Here is a 17,450-nt window from a genome sequence, read left to right on the forward strand (position 1 = left end):
GAGATTATGTCAAATATAGATTTGGTATTATTAGGACTTATTAAACAAAAATCACAAAGTGCTTATGATATTAAAAAAAATATAGAATATCGTAATATACCAAGATGGGTAAAAATTAGTGAACAGTCTATTTATAAGAAAGTATTACAATTAGAATCAAAAGAATATATTGTTAGCCATAAAGAGAAAGAGGGAAATATGCCAGATAAAGCAATATATACTATTACTAACAAAGGTAATGATTATTTTAATAAACTTATGAATGATATTTCAAATTCTGATGTTAGTCTATATTTGGATTTTAATGTTATTATCACGAATTTAGATTTAGTAGATGATGAACAAAAACAGATTCTTGTTTCTAATATAAAATCAAAGATATTAGAATTAAAAGAATTACTAAATGAAAGACGTTCTCATAGACAACATATTCCTAATGTTGGAAAACAAATGTTCAAACAACAATTAGCATTAGTAGAAACATTAGAAAAGTGGATAATTGATTTTGAGAATAGTTTAAAAGAACAAAATTAGCAAATATTGATTTTAAGTTAAAAGATAAATTTGTAGGGAGGGAAATTCCATGAAAATAATCAACATTGGTATTCTTGCTCATGTAGATGCAGGAAAGACGACCTTAACGGAAAGTCTGCTTTATACAAGTGGAGCAATTTTAGAATTAGGCAGTGTAGATAAGGGAACAACAAGGACAGATACTATGTTTTTAGAACGTCAGCGTGGAATCACAATTCAGGCAGCAGTTACTTCTTTTAATTGGAATGACTACAAAATCAATATTGTAGATACTCCTGGACATACAGATTTTATAACAGAAGTGTATCGTTCCTTATCTGTTCTTGATGGAGCAATTTTAGTAATTTCTGCTAAAGATGGTGTACAAGCACAAACCCGAATACTATTCCATGCACTTCAAAAAATGAATATACCAACAATTATTTTTATAAATAAAATAGATCAGGATGGAATTAACTTAAATAATATTTATCAAAATATCAAAGAAAAACTTTCAAATGATATTATTGTTATGCAAAATGTAACATTAACTCCAGAAATATCAATTAAAAATATCATTGATTTAGATGATTGGGATCCTGTAATTTCCAAAAATGATAAACTTTTAGAAAAATATATTGTAGGAGAAAAATTGACTATACAAGAATTAATGTATGAAGAATATAGGTGTGTTAAAAAAGGTTCGTTGTTTCCTATATACCATGGAAGTGCTAGAAATAATATAGGGACTCAACAACTTATCGAAGCTATTTCAAATCTTTTTTGTTCTGAAATGAATGAGAATGATTCAGAACTATGTGGAAGAGTTTTTAAAATTGAATATACAGACCATAAGCAAAGATTAGTTTATTTGCGTCTTTATAGTGGAACATTACACTTACGAGATACAATTATGTTGCCAGAAAAAAGAAAATGAAACTTACAGAAATATATATTCCTTCAAATGGGGAAATGATACAGACAAAAATAGTTTGTTCTGGAGATATTTTTATTATACCTAACAATACATTAAGATTGAACGATATTATAGGAAATGAAAAGATTTTGCCATGCAATGTATGGAATGACAAGACTGTACCAATACTACGAACAAGAATTGAACCGATAAAAATAGAAGAGAGAGAAAAATTATTGGATGCTCTTACAGAAATTGCAGATACTGATCCTCTTTTACGTTATTATGTTGATACGATAACACATGAAATCATCATTTCTTTTTAGGAACAGTGCAGTTAGAAGTTATCTGTTCTCTGTTGATTGAAAAATATCACATAAACATAAGAATCGAAGATCCAACCGTAATTTATTTGGAAAAGCCATTACAAAAGGCAGATTATACTATTCATATTGAAGTACCACCAAATCCATTTTGGGCATCAATTGGATTATCAATAACTCCACTTCCAATTGGCACTGGAATACAGTACGAAAGCAAAGTTTCACTCGGTTATTTAAATCAAAGTTTTCAAAATGCAGTAAGAGAAGGTATTAATTATGGACTGGAGCAAGGATTGTATGGTTGGAAAGTGACAGATTGTAAAATATGTTTTGAATATGGTGTTTATTATAGCCCTGTTAGTACTCCCTCGGATTTTCGCTTTCTTGCCCCAATTGTACTTGAACAAACATTGAAAAAAGCGGGAACGCAATTATTAGAGCCATATCTTTCGTTTATACTTTTTACACCAGAGGGATACTTTTCTCGTGCATATAAAGATGCACAAAAACATTGTGCAATAATTGAAACAAGTCAATCAAAAAATGATGAAGTTATTTTTACAGGACATATTCCTGTACGTTGTATTAATGAATATCGTAATACTTTAACTCTATATACAAATGGGCAAGCAGTTTTTTTGACAGAATTAAAAGATTATCAAATTGCTACTTGTGAACCAGTTATTCAATCACGTAGACCAAATAATCGAATAGATAAAGTACGCCATATGTTTAATAAAAAAGAAAATTAAGTTACTATTCACTAAAATTACAATTTGTAGAGGAGATTGTATATGAAAAAAGCAGAAGGAATCTGTTCTGTGATAGGAAGCCTTGTAGGTGCAATAGGAACCGGAGTAGCAATTTACTTTACTGGAAGCGTTTGGTGTTCAATTATAGGATTTTTAGGTTTTATGATTGGTAACCGAATTGGAAAAGTAATCGACGACTCTAAAGAGGAATAAGTTCCAGTTAGTTAAACAAATAAATACTAATTTATTAGATAAAAGTAATACTTTACAATACGTATAGATTTACAACATAAGAGATTCCAATTTTTTAGGAATCTCTTTTTATATACAAACGAGAGGAGGTTCAACATTGAAAACAAAATATGAATATATTCATGAGCTTCTACATGAACAAGCTGAGAATCTTTCCAAGTCACCTTATAATTGGATGGCATTCTTAAAAACATCAGCTTATATGTTTAAATACGATTTTGCTGATCAACTTTTAATTTATACTCAAAAGCCAGATGCGAAAGCATGTGCATCTTTTGAAACATGGAATGAAAAACATAGTCGATGGATACGCAAAGGCTCTAAAGGTATTGCTCTTTTAAATGATGATAACACCTTAAGATATGTATTTGATATCAAGGATACCCGCAGTCCCAGCTTTAAGCCTCTCCATCTATGGAGAGTAGAAATAAAAGATGAATTAGAATATATCCATATGCTTGAAAATAAGTATGGGAATATGAATTTTTCTATAGAACTAGGACATGCAATCATTGAAATGTCATCTATCATTGCTGAAGAAAATATACAAAATTACTTTTCTCCCTACTCAAATTTCGAAAAGACAGCGAACTTGAACATATGGAAGAACATGAAATCATGATTGAATTTAAATCATTATTAACAAATTCCATAGCATTCGAGATTATTCATAGAAGTGGATTGAATGTTAATGATTACTTTACTGCTGAAGATTTCTATGCTATAAAAGATTTCAATTCCATTGACATGATCATGCAGCTTGGAACAGCAAGTCGTGACCTATGTGAAATAGGCATGAATGATATTTCTGCAAAAGCAAAAGAAATTATGATTCGTACATTTGAACAGTCCAAACAAATGATACAAAATAGAGGTGTAAACAACGAAAGGAGCGATATACATGAAAGAATTGACGTACAATCAAGTGGGAGATTATCTAATGCCAAATCTGAAAGCAGAAGAACCAATCTTCAACAGCCGATACGCAAGGATGAGATACAATTACCTCAAAACAAACTATCCGGCACATCTTCTCGCATTGAAAGCGAAGAACAAACTGAACAAACATTTAAAAACAGTCAATCAGGAAGCAGTACAAAAAATGGAAATTTTGATGGAGGAATTGCTGAAGAAACAGCCAGCTCCAGACAAGGAAACTCATCAGATGGAATGGGTACAACATATGGACAATCTAAAAGAACAAGCCGAGGAAATAATCTTAGCAGAGATAATCTACAATTAGATTTAGGATTAGGTGGTGAAGAAATAAAAAATGCTTTACCACCTTTTGATTTGCAGGATTTACCTGCGTTATTACGTGAAGATGTTTCACTTCAACATTCTCGTGAAGAAATTCAACAGTTCTTTATGGAACATACGGACGATAAGGAACGTGCTGATTATCTTGCAGAATGTTATGATGATACTCTAGTGGAAACATTCCGACGTCCAGAAAAAATGACTACTCTTATATTGGTTACAAGAAAGATGGTAACGGGCTTAATGTATGGGCTGGTAGCTGGCAAAACAAAAAATCCAAATCTCATTTATCTTTCTTTCAGCTTCAATTGGAAGTCGCAAAATTAATTGAGAACGACGAATATCTATATTCTAGACAGAAAGGCATGACTCCTATTCAACTGACCTATGAAAAAGGATTAATGAATAGAAATGTAGACTATTATCTGTTTTCATATAAAAATGAGTTCAGAAAAAACTCTACCGAAATTATTGAATTTTTAAGCAATGAACAAGATAGACAAAAGCGTATACAGTTCATAAAGGACTTTTATCCTGACCAGATTGTAGAAATGGAAGTGGATGGTGTCATTCTTGGATTCAAGAAAGAGAATGAGCATCTGCATATCTACATGGGACCGTATGATGATCAGAAAGCATCTAGTGATTACAGTTGGTCCCTTGTAGAAAGCGAAATAGACGGCATGATTCTATCACGCTATTTTGATCCTAGTGTTCAAATTCCAACTATTGAAGAACAGCAAACAGCTATATATGAAAATGAGGAACAGCTCAAAAACGGTATTTATTTTTCTCAAGAGGAAATAGACCGTGCTCTTGTTCGTGGCAGTGGTTTTGAAAATGGGAAATACAGAATCTATCAGCAAATGCTCAAAAAACATTCAGTCAATGAAAATGCCCTGTTTTTAAAAGAAGAATATGGAATTGGTGGTTTTGCTCCAGTAGTAGGACTGATTGATATAAATTACGACAGCAGAGGAATCAAATTTTCTAGAAGCCGACAGATAGGCAAAGAAGAAATAAAGATAACCCTTAACTGGAAAAAGATTGCTAAAAGAATCAGTGAGCTTGTTGCTGCCAATCGTTATCTTAGCAAGGATGAAATGGAACACTATCCAGAGTTTCTCCATGAGCAGATGGAACAACAGCTTGAATACGAACGTAAAATGTTAAATCATGAACCAATAGGTGTTGTCGTAGAAAACAGTCCAGATGAAAATGTCAAGAAAGACTATCGTTGGAAAGTAGGAGATACCTTTTATAAAGGAATTGATGAATACACCATCATCGAAGATGGAAATCAGATTGCTATCCAAAGTGATGAATTTCCTTTATTTATTGATTACCTATCAAGAGAAGAATTCAAATCTCTTTTAAAGGAAAACCCACTTAATGATAAATTACTAGTTGCAATCGAAGAAGATAATCATAAAACTAGCGAACAACAGCTTCTTGATGAATATATTCCTGTATTTATTGATAGGATTCAACGAAGTGAATACTACCCTCGATTAAGAAATCGTGATACAGATGTACATGAGGCAGAGTTGCTGATTCGAGAAACTATGATTGACATCATGACATCTATAAACATGACAGATGAAGCTATCTATAATCTTTATACAACCAATGATGTTTTCAGAGAAAAGGTTATAGATCATCTTATTGATAAGGTCTATAATGATATTTCGACATTACCTGTTCAGGAAACATCAGAACTTTATAATGCACTATACGAACTTGTACCAAACATTTTAGATGTTCAGTCCTACATGATGACATTTTATTCGAAAAACAGTGAAGAACATCCTCTTACTATTTTCTATAATAGTGATGAGAAAATCATTGAAATGTATCACTGGTATGAACTTAATGGTATCGAGATAACTGAACCGCATATGAAGTTTTTCTATGATTCCACTGATAAGGCAATTAGCCCTATCTATTACAGCAATCCTCTACTCAATGTTGAATTTAATACTGATAATGATTCAAATGAATTCATACAAAACGATATGCTTCAGTATGCCTTAACATGGTTACAAAATATTAAGGATAAAGACTATTATCTAGAATCTGAACAAATTTACATGAATGATGAAAAAATCGGTACGTATTATGTGGATTATAATGATAATGGAGAAATCATCTATTCAAGTATGCCTTACGACAAACTTATAGATTATGCAGATGTACATAATCTTACCAATTCTATCAAAAATTCTCATAAATTTGATAACAATAACATTATTCAAGAGCTTAACAATCAAGCTGAACAGAAAAAATCTCAAAAAGAGCCAGTAAACTATCACATTGAAGATGAACATCTTGGAGCAGGAACTCCTAAAGAAAGATATAGAAATAACATTGCAGCTATCAGGCTGCTTTTTTCTTTGGAAAAAGAAAATCGTCTGGCAAATAAAGATGAACAGGAAATCCTTGCTAAATATGTTGGCTGGGGTGGACTTTCTGATGTATTCGATTCTACAAAATCGAACTGGGCAAATGAATATACAGAATTGAAATCACTACTTAATGATGAAGAATATACACAGGCAAGAGAGTCTACATTAACAGCCTTCTATACTCCACCTATTGTGATTGATTCCATCTATTCTACTTTGAACAATCTTGGATTCAAGTATGGAAATATACTGGAGCCAGCCTGCGGGACTGGTAACTTCTTGGGAAGACTCCCTCAACAAATGCAGAATTCGAAATTGTATGGAATCGAACTGGATTCAATCACAGGACGAATTGCTAAACAACTGTATCAGAAAGCCAATATCACGATAGATGGATACGAAAACACAAATCTTCCGGACAGTTTCTTCGATGTTGCCATCAGTAACGTTCCATTTGGACAGTTCAAGGTATCTGATAAAAGATATAATAAACTTAATTTCAATATCCATGATTACTATTTTGCAAAGACACTGGATAAAGTAAGAACTGGTGGTATCATTGCCTTCGTAACATCGAAATACACGTTGGACAAAGCTAATTCTTCTGTCAGAAAATATATATCCGAACATGCTGAACTGCTTGGAGCAATCAGACTTCCTAATACGGCTTTCAAAGAAAGTGCAAACACCAAAGCGGTCAGTGATATCCTGTTTTTGAAGAAACGTGAAAGACCGATGGTGGTTGATGAACCATGGCTATATACACAAGAGGATGCAAATGGTTTTGTCTATAATGCCTATTTCCAGAACCATCCGGACATGGTACTGGGAAACTTTGAAATGTCAAAGTCAATGTATGGACGTGATGAATTGACCGTTGTTCCTTTTGATGATATTCCATTGAAGGATTCACTTGAAAAAGCTGTTTCAAATATCCAAGGTAAGATGGATCAGATCATCTTCGACGATAACGTCATTGAAGATTCCAATGAAGAAATAGTGACGATACCTGCAGATCCAACAGTAAAAAACTTCAGCTACACGCTCATTGATGGTGATATCTATTTCAGAGAAAACAGCATTATGACGAAAATGGAACTGACTGAAACTGCAAGCAATCGTATTACCGGCATGATAGAAATTCGTGACTGTGTACGTAATCTTATCAACTATCAGAAAGAAGATTTTGAAGAGCTAGTCATTGAAAACGAACAGAAAAGACTAAATATCCTTTATGATGCATTCACAGAAAAATATGGACTCATCAATTCCCGTGGAAATAGTTTAGCTTTCCGTGATGACAGTTCCTACTATCTTTTGTGTTCGCTGGAAAACTTAAATGAGGATGGTACGCTTAAGTCAAAAGCCGATATGTTTTCTAAACGTACAATCCGTAAACATGTTCCTGTTGAAAGTGTTGAAACTTCCAATGAAGCACTTATGATTTCACTAGCCGAAAAAGCAAAGATAGATTTTGATTACATGAATCAGCTGACAGGATTTGATAAAGAGAAAATGGTAGAAGATTTAAAGGGTGTCATCTATCAAATTCCTGACATTGATGATAACAATGAAGTCTATGTCACTGCTGATGAATATTTGAGTGGCAATATTCGCCAAAAATTGAAAGTAGCAGAGATGGCAGTTTCCATCAATCCTATCTATCAAGAAAATATTGATGCATTAAAACAGGCTATGCCTGATGAACTGTCCGCTTCAGAGATTGAAGTAAGGCTTGGAGCAACGTGGATACCTGAAAATATCTATGAAGATTTCATGCATGAACTTCTATCGACCTCCACTTTTGTTCAATCAAGAATCAATATTACCTATTCAAAAGCTACTGGAAACTGGAATATATCGAACAAGAACTGGGATAGAGGCAATGCCAAAGCCGAAAAAACGTATGGGACACATCGAGCGAATGCGTATCGTCTGTTGGAAGACTGCCTTAATTTAAAGACAACAAAAATCTACGATTACGAATATGATGATGAAGGCAAGAAAGTCGCTATTCTTAATAAAAAAGAAACGATGATTGCCCAACAAAAGCAAGAAGCTATCAAGGAAGCATTCACCAACTGGATATGGAAAGATTACGATCGTAGAGAACATCTTGTAAAAAGATATAATGAACTATTCAATTCCATTCGTCCTCGTGAGTACAACGGAGATCATCTGGAATTTCCAAACATGAACAATGAAATTAGTTTGAGAAAGCATCAAAAAGATGCGATTGCTCACATCCTTTATGGTGGAAATACACTTCTTGCTCACGTAGTTGGAGCAGGGAAATCTTTTGAAATGATTGCTGCGTGTATGGAATTAAAACGTCTTGGGTTATCTCAAAAAGCAATGTTCGTTGTACCAAACCATTTAATTGAACAATGGGGTTCTGAATTTCTAAGACTCTATCCAAGTGCAAATATTCTTGTAACAACAAAAAGGGATTTTGAAAAAAGCAAACGAAAGACGTTCTGTTCACGTATTGCTACTGGTGAATGGGATGCAGTTATCATTGGACATTCACAGTTTGAAAAAATTCCTATCTCTGTAGAAAGACAACGTAAACTCATTGAAGATCAAATCGAAAGCATAACAAACGGCATTCAGGACCTCAAGGCAAATGGTGGTGAAAGATTCTCAGTCAAACAATTGGAAAGAACTAAAAAAGGGTTAAAGAAAAGGCTCGAAAAGCTAAACAATGATGAAAGAAAAGATGATGTTATCTACTTCGAGGAGCTTGGCATTGATAGATTATTTGTTGACGAAAGCCATAACTATAAGAATCTTTTCCTTTATACCAAGATGAGAAATGTTGCAGGTCTAACCCAAACAGAGGCTCAAAAATCTTCCGATATGTTCATGAAATGTCAGTATCTTGATGAAATCACAGGTGGCAAAGGTGTTGTCTTTGCAACAGGTACTCCTATATCCAACTCCATGACGGAAATGTACACAATACAGCGTTACCTCCAGTACAATACATTAAAGGAACATGGACTGGAGCATTTTGATAGCTGGGCAAGTACATTTGGCGAAACAGTAACAGCTATTGAATTAGCACCTGAAGGAACTGGTTACAGAATGAAAACAAGATTTGCAAAATTCTTCAACCTGCCAGAACTGATTAATATGTTCAAAGAAGTAGCAGATATCAAGACAGCAGATATGCTTAATCTCCCTACTCCAACTGCTCATTATCACAATATTGCAGTCAAACCAAGTGAGGAACAGAAAGAAATCGTTGCTGAATTTGCAAAAAGAGCTGAAGCCATACGTAATGAAAATATCGATCCAACGGTGGACAATATGCTAAAGATTACCAATGACGGAAGAAAACTTGCACTCGATCAAAGACTCATTGATCCAACCCTTGACAACAACCCTCATAGCAAGGTCAATGCATGTATTGATAATGTCATTCGCATCTATGAGGAAACCAAAGATAAAAAGTCTACTCAACTGATTTTCTGTGACATGTCTACTCCTCAAAAAACATCTAAAGCATTTCTAGAAAAGTTAGAACAAAATGTAAATATTCCATACACAAATGTTTATGATGACATCTATAAAAAACTTATTGAACATGGCATTCCACCCAATGAGATTGCTTATATTCATGATGCTGCAACAGATACAAAAAAGAAAGAACTCTTCTCAAAAGTAAGACAAGGAAGTGTTCGTATATTGCTTGGATCTACTGCTAAAATGGGTGCTGGTACGAATGTCCAAGATTTACTGATAGCTTCTCATGACCTCGATTGTCCTTGGAGACCAAGCGATCTGGAGCAAAGATCAGGAAGAATTATCCGTCAGGGGAATACAAACAGTGATGTAGAAATCTATAGATATGTAACGGAACAGACATTTGATAGTTATTTATACCAGCTTATAGAAAGTAAGCAAAAGTTTATTTCACAGATACAGACATCAAAGAGTCCTGTCCGCTCAGCAGAAGATATAGATGAAGTTACGTTAAGCTATGCTGAAATCAAAGCCCTCGCAAGTGGAAATCCAAAGATAAAGGAAAAGATGGATCTCGACATACAAGTCAATAGATTGAAACTAGCAAAAGCTAATTATCTAAGCGAAAAATATGATTTGGAAGATAAAATTATTAAGTATTACCCAATGAAAATTGCCTCCATCAAGGAAAAAATCAATGACTATCAAAAAGATCTGGACAGCACTTCACCTGTTGAGGAATTTAGTGGAATGACATTACAGAATCATTTTTACTTGGAAAAGGAAACTGCAGGAAAAGCATTGCTGATCTTATGTGAGAAAGATAAATCATCGAATCAAAAACTGATTGGTGAATATCGTGGCTTTGAATTACACCTTTCTTATGACCAGTTTCATTCCTATCATCAATTGACATTAAAGAAAAACGGAACATACATGATAGATCTAGGAAATGATGTTTACGGAAACATTACAAGAATCGATAATCAGATCAGTTCAATTGCAAAAAAGTTAGAGACAGAAAGAAGCCTTCTGACAACTGTAGAACAACAATTTCATAATGCAAAGGAAGAAGTTATTCGACCATTTGAAAAAGAACAGGAACTGCAGGATAAGTCATCTCGTTTAGCTATACTGAACAAAGAGCTAGATATAGGAAATCAAAATAATAAAGAAACAATCCCTTTAGAGGAATCATCAGTAATCATTCAAGATAAGACTATCAATCATGAAAGATAAATTTTCAAATTGATATAAGATATAAATATAGTATAAAATGATATAATATCATCAATATAGAATTTATTGTAAAATAAGATTATAATTAAAAAGGAAATTGAAAGGAGTTGGACGTAGATGAATACAACAAGAAATGAATTTCTTAGATTGGATTTTATTCAAGCGTTGATTAAATTTTCTAATGGTAAGATTTCAGAAAAAGAAGCAAACAGCATTGCTGATAGAAAGCTACGTTTAACTGATTTTTCTGATGGCAGTCCTTTAGCTCATAAAGGTCCTAGATGGTTAGCAAAACATATTGTTAGAACAATGACATTTGAATAAACAATAAAGAATTCTCTACAGAAGTAATGTCAAATAATTGCATTACTTCTTTTTATTTCAATGACATCAGTAACGTTTTCCTTTTTTGAATATGAATCTATTATTTCATTAGATCAAATATCAATATTATCTTAACAGCAACGAAAAATCTTTTGTTGTTGTTTTTTTATATAGGAGAAATCAAACATGAATACAAAACTTATAAAAAAGATACCAGTCGAACATGTTATACAGATCAAGACAATTGATTTACTGTCATATTTAAAGCAATACGAACCAAATTCAATTATCAAAAATAAGAGCCATTATGATTCAATTACGCATAATGGTCTTACAATTTATAAGAATAGATGGGCATGGAAATCACATCATCTTAATGGCAAAACAGCCATCCAGTATCTTGTTTTCGTTGAAGAAATGGAATATATCGATGCTCTGTATCTTCTCTATCAATGTTATAGCAAGGAGCTTAACAATGGCAAAAAGATTCATCAGTAAAAAAGATCTCGCAAGAATCAAGGAGCTTGACCTTCTAACCTATCTCAAAAATTATGAACCGCAGGAACTTGTTAAAAAGAGCAGAAATGATTATGTGACTCGCACTCATGGTTCACTTCATATAAGCAATGGTCTATGGTGCTGGTGGGCACAGAACATTGGAGGACGAACTGCACTTCAATATCTCATTAAAGTAGAAGGTATGGAATTTTTAGATGCTGCATTATATCTAAAGGATCTGATTGATAAACAGCCTCCAACAAAAGTTATTCAACAAAATAGATCAAGCTATCATTTTCGTCTCCCCTATCGTTACGAAAATGACAACAAGATTATCAGCTATCTTGTCAATGAACGAAAGCTCGATAAGAGCATAGTAGATTATTGCATCAAGAAAAAACTCATCTATGAATCAGCACATGATCATGCTGTTGTATTTGTTGGATATGATGAAAGCCATATGCCTAAATTTGCAAGCACACGCTCAATAGATTCTGATATGAAAAAAACATTCCAGGAAGTAATAAAGCATACAGTTTCTGCATTAAAAATGAGCATAATCATCAGCTGCATGTCTTTGAATCTGCTATAGATTTGCTATCATATATGACGATTCTAAAAGGAAATAAAAAAGATTATCTTAACAATAATTACCTTTCCATAGATGGAGCAACCCTCATTGGAAAAAATATTCATGATACTGAAATACCTGTAGCTCTTAATCATTTTTTAAATAACAATGAAATCATTTCCATATTTCTTCATATGGATAATGATAAAGCTGGAAAGGATACTGTCAAAAAAATTCAATATCATTTAAAAAATCAGTATAAAATCATTGACTGCTCACCACAAAAATATAAAGATGTTAATCAAGAACTGCAGACCAAAGTATTTCATATTGACATGGAAAGATAAGTCAATGGCAGAAGATTTTTCTAAAAATATGCAAATTTTAATTTTGTACAATTCCTTTTCAAATAAAAATATTGCATAATAATGATGAGGTGATTTACTGATGGATAATATAAAAATATTGACCATTATACTAAAGGAACAGAAAGATGATGTTATTGATTATTACTATCTTGCCAATGAATCTGATACAAAACTAGCTGGAATTGTTTCATTGAAGATGAACATTTTTGAAAAACTTCCAGCAAAGATTGATGACTATACTCTCTTTGCGATAGATGCATATCTTAATGATGAGATTTCAATAGTCCGTCCATGTCATGAACCAATGAAAGTTCCCGACTGTCCAGATATTTGTGGAATAGTAGCTTCTGGGACAATTATACATTACTATATTAAAAACAATGAAATGCCTAAATTCATCTGTTCATTAAGTGATGATGCTGTAGATTTAATAATGCAATCTGATGAATGCATTCAACCACTTATTGATAACGGTATTATAAGCAAAGAAGAAGTTGATGAATATCGTCAAAAACAATTAAAGAAATGTTCATAAATTGTATCATCTTTTCTATTCATCTTTTTATGAAATCAAAAATATCATTCAATGATCCATATAACTTTCAAGCATTTAAAAATGAATCTGTCTATTTTTTAGCCATTCGTCCATGAGACAATGGCTATTTCATTATGTTAAAGGAGTGAATATCTATGAAAAAATATCTTGTTGAAATTACTGAAACTTTGCAAAAACAGATTACTGTTTCGGCTAATTCCCGTGAAGAAGCTGAACAAAAAGTCAAGGAAAGATATAAAAATGAAGACATCATTTTAAACGAAAATGACTATGTTGATACAGATTTTCATGTCATAAAAGAAACAAGAATAATGAATCATGATGAGAGATAAGTGCACTTTTATCTCTCTTTTTTGTTATGAAAACTGAAAGGAAGTGAATAAAAAATGGATTCAAGAGTACAAAAATCAATTAATAAACTGGAAGCATTAAAGCAAAAAAAGCTAAGTGAAAAAGAAAAAATAGAACATGAGCTATCCTCAATAAACACAGATTTGAAAAGATTATATACATTCAAGAATGAACAGGATAAGCTTCAGACTGCAATCAATGATTTTTATCAACCTAAGAATACAATTAATAACAACTGACACTCCAAGAGTGTCCTGTATACTAGCAAGCACTGAATTCGGTTGCCCACCTCATTCGCTTGTTAGGGTTTCACCCTAAGACCCCTACTACTGAAAGGAGAATTGCCAATGGCAGAAAACAGAAAAAGACCTCATCGAGTGATCATTCATCTTAATGACAAGGAATTGAATTCACTCAACGAAAAAGTACAGCAGACAGGTTATAAAAGAGAAGGATATATCCGTCTGCTCATTGCCGGTTATGAACCGCCATCAAAACCAAAGAAAGATTTTTATGATATGATAAAGCAACTGCGAATGATTGGAAACAATCTTAATCAGCTCTGCATCATAGCCAACAAAACTGGAAATATAGATTACCATAAAATGAGATATGCTCTAGATGATCTTCATAAAAATATTGTACAAATCAGAACTGATGTTCTTCTCCCTAGAAAGGCTGTTGATGATGGCAACAACTAAAATATGGCCAGTAAAAAATCATCTTAAACGTGTGCTTGACTATACCAGCAATCCAGAAAAGACTGACACTCTTGATGACATTGACTTTCAGTTCAATGTACTTTCTCAAAGTATCCATTATACAACTCAGGATATGAAAACAGAAAAGCAATTATATGTTACTGGAATCAACACTCATCTTTCCACTGCCTTTGAGGATATGGTCCTAACAAAAAAACATACAGCAAAGAAGATGGCATTCTTGCCTTTCATGGCTATCAGTCATTCAAGCCCGATGAAGTTGATGCTGAAACTGCACATCAGATTGGTATTGAACTTGCCAATATTTTATGGGGCGATCGCTTTGAAGTCCTCGTATCAACACATATTGATAAACATCATTACCATAATCATTTCGTAATCAACTCTGTATCTTTTAAAGATGGCAAACGTTATTACGATAATAAAGCTACCTATAAAAGAATGAGAGAGGTATCCGATGCACTTTGTGAAAAGTATCAGCTTTCAGTCATTGAAGATAAAAGTAGTCACTCTCGTCATTATGCAGAATGGAAAGCAGAAAAAGAAAACCGACCAACAAAACGAAGTCTAGTTGTTGAGGATGTTGAATATGCAATTTCTAAATCAACCACTAAAAAACAATTCCTAAAGGCATTAAAGGATATGGGATACTCCATTCGTGAAGGAAAATATATTTCACTCAAGCCACAAGGTGGTGAAAGAGCCTTTCGCTTGCATAAACTAACAAAAGACGGACGCTATGATATGAGCATTATTGAACAACGTTTATATGAACGTCGCTATGCACAGTTTGAATCACCTGCCCATATATCACCAAAGAAATACTACTATAAAGGTGATTTAAACAAAGCAAGAAAACTGACTGGCTTCAAAGCATTATATGTACATTACATGTTTATCCTTGGGGTGATTCCTCATCAAAGACCTGCTCCAAAAGTACATTACTATCTTAAACAAGATTTATTGAAACTGGATCAGATTACTGAGGAGGTTACATTTCTTGCAAAGAAGAATATCAACACTATAGAAGAATTAGAATCCTGCCTTGAGAAAACAAATACACAAAAGCGTTCGCTTGAGAATGAACGTAAATGTGTGTATGGAAAAATTAAACGCTGTCGCAATGCAGAATCAAAAACATTACTTCAACAAGACGTTGAAACCATGACAGAACAAATCAAATCACTACGAAAGGAGGTGGTGCTTTATGAGAGGATAAAAGATCGTTCACTAAAAATGAAAAGTATTATTAAATCGGTGAACGACAATCAAAAAGATACAAAAATCAACAAAGAATATAGAAATGTTAACAGATAACTGATAGAATATGAAAAGACTATTTACAGAAATAGAAAAAGGAGAATATACAATGATATTATTTGTTGATGAAACAGAGTGCAAAGATTACTTTATAGTTGCTGGGTTGTTGACTGAATCAAAGTCAAAAACTGATGATGCTTTTAAAAGGTTTAAAAAGAAGGTAAAAAATTTCCCAATCCCTCCCAAGAAAAAGGAAAAACTGTTTACAGAATTTAAATCAGTTCAGTTGGATAAGGAATATCAGAAAATAAAAGTTTGTATGCTCGAACATATCGATTCTTTAAACTACTCTGTAATTTATAGCGTATATAAAAAAGATGGCAATAAATTTAATCAAGATATTAAAGAACGAATCTATTTACAACTTCTAAATAATATCGTTTTAAATATCGATGAACAAATAGATATTATTTTCGACACATTTAATAAAAAAGACTTTGAAGAAAAAATCATAAATTCTATCAAACTTAATCATAATGTTTTGTCAATTATCCAACAGGATTCTCGTTTAGAATTTGGATTGCAGTTTATAGATAATATATGTAGTGTTATTCGTCTTCATATAGATAGAAAAGAAAGTACACTGTATTATTTATTATCCAATTACTATGAAGTCAACTAATATATAGAATAATATGTCAACTAATATATAGAATAATATTGACATTATTCAATATTCATGGTATATTCTTCTTAGAAAGAGAGTATACTCTTATAGGTATGGTTTTCTGACCGCTCGAGGTTGGATGTGCAGATTGATGCGGAGCCATACCTTTTTCTATACAATTTAATCAATTCTATTTCTAAAGCGATGATTCATTTCATCGCTTTTTTGCATTTCTAAATATTTCCAATCAATTCAAAATTAAAGGAGTGTGAAAACAATGGCAACAGGTGGAGAAACTGCCGATCAAATGACACGAATGACTTTACAGGGCATTGAAGTTGCTGCTAATGTGGCAGTCAAAGCTGGTGGTATGGCATCTAAATCTTTGGCGGCAACGCTTTATGCTATTTTGACAGACAGAAAAAAATCAAAGGAAAGGCTAGACTTAATTCCATGTTAAAGTCTGGCAAAGAATTAAAAGTCTTTGCCATAAGACATAAGGATTTAAAAACTTTCTGTGAAGAAGCCAAACGTTATGGAGTTCTATATTCTGTGCTCAAAGAAAAAAACAACACTGATGGTATCTGTGACATCATGGTTCGTGCTGAAGATGCTGCGAAGATAAGCAGAATTGTTGACAAGTATGAATTAGCAACCATCGATACCAACGCTATTCGAAATTCAATCCTCAATGAAAGACAAAACCCACTGAAAGATGTTCCTATTCTCAATGACAAAGAACATGATGATCTTGTTCACAAGCTAATGGCTTCAACAAAAAACAAGGAACAGAAAAACAGAAAGGAAAACAGTGATATAAACCCGAAGAAAGCTTGGACAGAGAAAACAAAAGACAATCCGTTCGAGCATATCTCAATGCAAGAAAATACTGAACGTCCTTCTGTTCGAGCTAAACTCAATGAATACAAGATGTCGCATAAAAAATCAGGACGTTCAAAACAAAGAAACAAATCAAAAAATAAAAAAACAAAGGAGAGATAAATC

At 32.9% G+C, this 17,450-nt stretch carries 17 protein-coding genes and 2 pseudogenes; all 19 read left to right on the forward strand.

What is annotated here, in order from left to right; genetic code table 11:
* The first annotated feature begins 6 nt into the window (after positions 1 to 6).
* Complete coding sequence (locus tag NMU03_RS01000; protein ID WP_087302312.1) at positions 7 to 534, forward strand: PadR family transcriptional regulator; 528 nt, start codon at positions 7 to 9, stop codon at positions 532 to 534.
* Positions 535 to 583: 49 nt separating this feature from the next.
* Positions 584 to 2,504, forward strand: a pseudogene (tet(44), locus tag NMU03_RS01005) (tetracycline resistance ribosomal protection protein Tet(44)).
* Positions 2,505 to 2,546: 42 nt separating this feature from the next.
* On the forward strand, positions 2,547 to 2,717 hold the full coding sequence (locus NMU03_RS01010; RefSeq protein WP_290140530.1) for a hypothetical protein: 171 nt from the start codon (positions 2,547 to 2,549) through the stop codon (positions 2,715 to 2,717).
* 136 nt (positions 2,718 to 2,853) lie between these two features.
* The gene (locus NMU03_RS01015; protein WP_290140531.1) at positions 2,854 to 3,378 is read left to right on the forward strand and encodes a hypothetical protein; all 525 of its coding nucleotides are present in this window, start codon (positions 2,854 to 2,856) and stop codon (positions 3,376 to 3,378) included.
* On the forward strand, positions 3,375 to 4,343 hold the full coding sequence (locus NMU03_RS17945) for a hypothetical protein (protein WP_290140532.1): 969 nt from the start codon (positions 3,375 to 3,377) through the stop codon (positions 4,341 to 4,343). The genes NMU03_RS01015 and NMU03_RS17945 overlap by 4 nt, the downstream gene beginning before the upstream one ends.
* The gene (locus tag NMU03_RS01025) at positions 4,325 to 11,128 is read left to right on the forward strand and encodes a helicase-like domain-containing protein (RefSeq protein WP_290140533.1); all 6,804 of its coding nucleotides are present in this window, start codon (positions 4,325 to 4,327) and stop codon (positions 11,126 to 11,128) included. The genes NMU03_RS17945 and NMU03_RS01025 overlap by 19 nt, the downstream gene beginning before the upstream one ends.
* 117 nt (positions 11,129 to 11,245) lie before the next feature.
* A complete protein-coding gene (locus tag NMU03_RS01030; RefSeq protein WP_290140534.1) occupies positions 11,246 to 11,452 on the forward strand; it encodes a hypothetical protein in 207 nt (68 codons plus the stop codon).
* Positions 11,453 to 11,638: 186 nt separating this feature from the next.
* On the forward strand, positions 11,639 to 11,950 hold the full coding sequence (locus NMU03_RS01035) for a hypothetical protein (RefSeq protein ID WP_290140535.1): 312 nt from the start codon (positions 11,639 to 11,641) through the stop codon (positions 11,948 to 11,950).
* On the forward strand, positions 11,928 to 12,542 hold the full coding sequence (locus NMU03_RS01040; RefSeq protein ID WP_290140536.1) for a DUF3991 domain-containing protein: 615 nt from the start codon (positions 11,928 to 11,930) through the stop codon (positions 12,540 to 12,542). Before NMU03_RS01035 ends, NMU03_RS01040 begins: the two co-directional genes overlap by 23 nt.
* A 14-nt stretch (positions 12,543 to 12,556) precedes the next feature.
* Positions 12,557 to 12,868 carry a toprim domain-containing protein gene (locus tag NMU03_RS01045; RefSeq protein WP_290140537.1) on the forward strand — a complete coding sequence of 104 codons (312 nt, stop codon included), beginning with the start codon at positions 12,557 to 12,559 and terminating at the stop codon, positions 12,866 to 12,868.
* Positions 12,869 to 12,968: 100 nt separating this feature from the next.
* On the forward strand, positions 12,969 to 13,424 hold the full coding sequence (locus tag NMU03_RS01050) for a hypothetical protein (RefSeq protein ID WP_290140538.1): 456 nt from the start codon (positions 12,969 to 12,971) through the stop codon (positions 13,422 to 13,424).
* Positions 13,425 to 13,579: 155 nt separating this feature from the next.
* Positions 13,580 to 13,777, forward strand: a complete 198-nt coding sequence (locus NMU03_RS01055) for a DpnD/PcfM family protein (RefSeq protein WP_087305508.1) — start codon at positions 13,580 to 13,582, stop codon at positions 13,775 to 13,777.
* Positions 13,778 to 13,831: 54 nt separating this feature from the next.
* Positions 13,832 to 14,035 (forward strand): hypothetical protein, encoded by a 204-nt coding sequence (locus tag NMU03_RS01060; protein WP_087305510.1) that lies wholly within the window; start codon positions 13,832 to 13,834, stop codon positions 14,033 to 14,035.
* Positions 14,036 to 14,143: 108 nt separating this feature from the next.
* Positions 14,144 to 14,497 (forward strand): plasmid mobilization protein, encoded by a 354-nt coding sequence (locus NMU03_RS01065; RefSeq protein WP_087305513.1) that lies wholly within the window; start codon positions 14,144 to 14,146, stop codon positions 14,495 to 14,497.
* Between the two features lie 237 nt (positions 14,498 to 14,734).
* Positions 14,735 to 14,941 (forward strand): annotated as a pseudogene (locus tag NMU03_RS17950) (relaxase/mobilization nuclease domain-containing protein); the annotation flags it as partial.
* An 18-nt stretch (positions 14,942 to 14,959) separates the two neighbouring features.
* Positions 14,960 to 15,835: a hypothetical protein gene (locus tag NMU03_RS01070; protein WP_435372920.1), complete on the forward strand. Its 876-nt coding sequence runs from the start codon at positions 14,960 to 14,962 to the stop codon at positions 15,833 to 15,835.
* Between the two features lie 52 nt (positions 15,836 to 15,887).
* Positions 15,888 to 16,460, forward strand: a complete 573-nt coding sequence (locus NMU03_RS01075; RefSeq protein ID WP_290140541.1) for a DUF3800 domain-containing protein — start codon at positions 15,888 to 15,890, stop codon at positions 16,458 to 16,460.
* Between the two features lie 262 nt (positions 16,461 to 16,722).
* Complete coding sequence (locus NMU03_RS01080; protein ID WP_290140543.1) at positions 16,723 to 16,905, forward strand: hypothetical protein; 183 nt, start codon at positions 16,723 to 16,725, stop codon at positions 16,903 to 16,905.
* Positions 16,899 to 17,447, forward strand: coding sequence for a PcfB family protein (locus NMU03_RS01085; protein WP_290140545.1), 549 nt, complete (start codon positions 16,899 to 16,901; stop codon positions 17,445 to 17,447). Before NMU03_RS01080 ends, NMU03_RS01085 begins: the two co-directional genes overlap by 7 nt.
* Positions 17,448 to 17,450: the final 3 nt, after the last annotated feature.

This window comes from Allocoprobacillus halotolerans, assembly GCF_024399475.1.
GTDB classification, from domain to species: Bacteria; Bacillota_I; Bacilli_A; order Erysipelotrichales; family Coprobacillaceae; genus Allocoprobacillus; species Allocoprobacillus halotolerans.

What these genes read in the sequence shown, in the direction of transcription:
- NMU03_RS01000 (WP_087302312.1), top strand. Translation starts at nt 7, where the DNA reads ATGTCAAATATAGATTTGGTATTATTAGGACTTATTAAACAAAAATCA.
- NMU03_RS01010 (WP_290140530.1), top strand. Translation starts at nt 2,547, where the DNA reads ATGAAAAAAGCAGAAGGAATCTGTTCTGTGATAGGAAGCCTTGTAGGT.
- NMU03_RS17945 (WP_290140532.1), top strand. Translation starts at nt 3,375, where the DNA reads ATGATTGAATTTAAATCATTATTAACAAATTCCATAGCATTCGAGATT.
- NMU03_RS01030 (WP_290140534.1), top strand. Translation starts at nt 11,246, where the DNA reads ATGAATACAACAAGAAATGAATTTCTTAGATTGGATTTTATTCAAGCG.
- NMU03_RS01035 (WP_290140535.1), top strand. Translation starts at nt 11,639, where the DNA reads ATGAATACAAAACTTATAAAAAAGATACCAGTCGAACATGTTATACAG.
- NMU03_RS01040 (WP_290140536.1), top strand. Translation starts at nt 11,928, where the DNA reads ATGGCAAAAAGATTCATCAGTAAAAAAGATCTCGCAAGAATCAAGGAG.
- NMU03_RS01045 (WP_290140537.1), top strand. Translation starts at nt 12,557, where the DNA reads ATGACGATTCTAAAAGGAAATAAAAAAGATTATCTTAACAATAATTAC.
- NMU03_RS01050 (WP_290140538.1), top strand. Translation starts at nt 12,969, where the DNA reads ATGGATAATATAAAAATATTGACCATTATACTAAAGGAACAGAAAGAT.
- NMU03_RS01055 (WP_087305508.1), top strand. Translation starts at nt 13,580, where the DNA reads ATGAAAAAATATCTTGTTGAAATTACTGAAACTTTGCAAAAACAGATT.
- NMU03_RS01060 (WP_087305510.1), top strand. Translation starts at nt 13,832, where the DNA reads ATGGATTCAAGAGTACAAAAATCAATTAATAAACTGGAAGCATTAAAG.
- NMU03_RS01065 (WP_087305513.1), top strand. Translation starts at nt 14,144, where the DNA reads ATGGCAGAAAACAGAAAAAGACCTCATCGAGTGATCATTCATCTTAAT.
- NMU03_RS01070 (WP_435372920.1), top strand. Translation starts at nt 14,960, where the DNA reads ATGAGAGAGGTATCCGATGCACTTTGTGAAAAGTATCAGCTTTCAGTC.
- NMU03_RS01075 (WP_290140541.1), top strand. Translation starts at nt 15,888, where the DNA reads ATGATATTATTTGTTGATGAAACAGAGTGCAAAGATTACTTTATAGTT.
- NMU03_RS01080 (WP_290140543.1), top strand. Translation starts at nt 16,723, where the DNA reads ATGGCAACAGGTGGAGAAACTGCCGATCAAATGACACGAATGACTTTA.
- NMU03_RS01085 (WP_290140545.1), top strand. Translation starts at nt 16,899, where the DNA reads ATGTTAAAGTCTGGCAAAGAATTAAAAGTCTTTGCCATAAGACATAAG.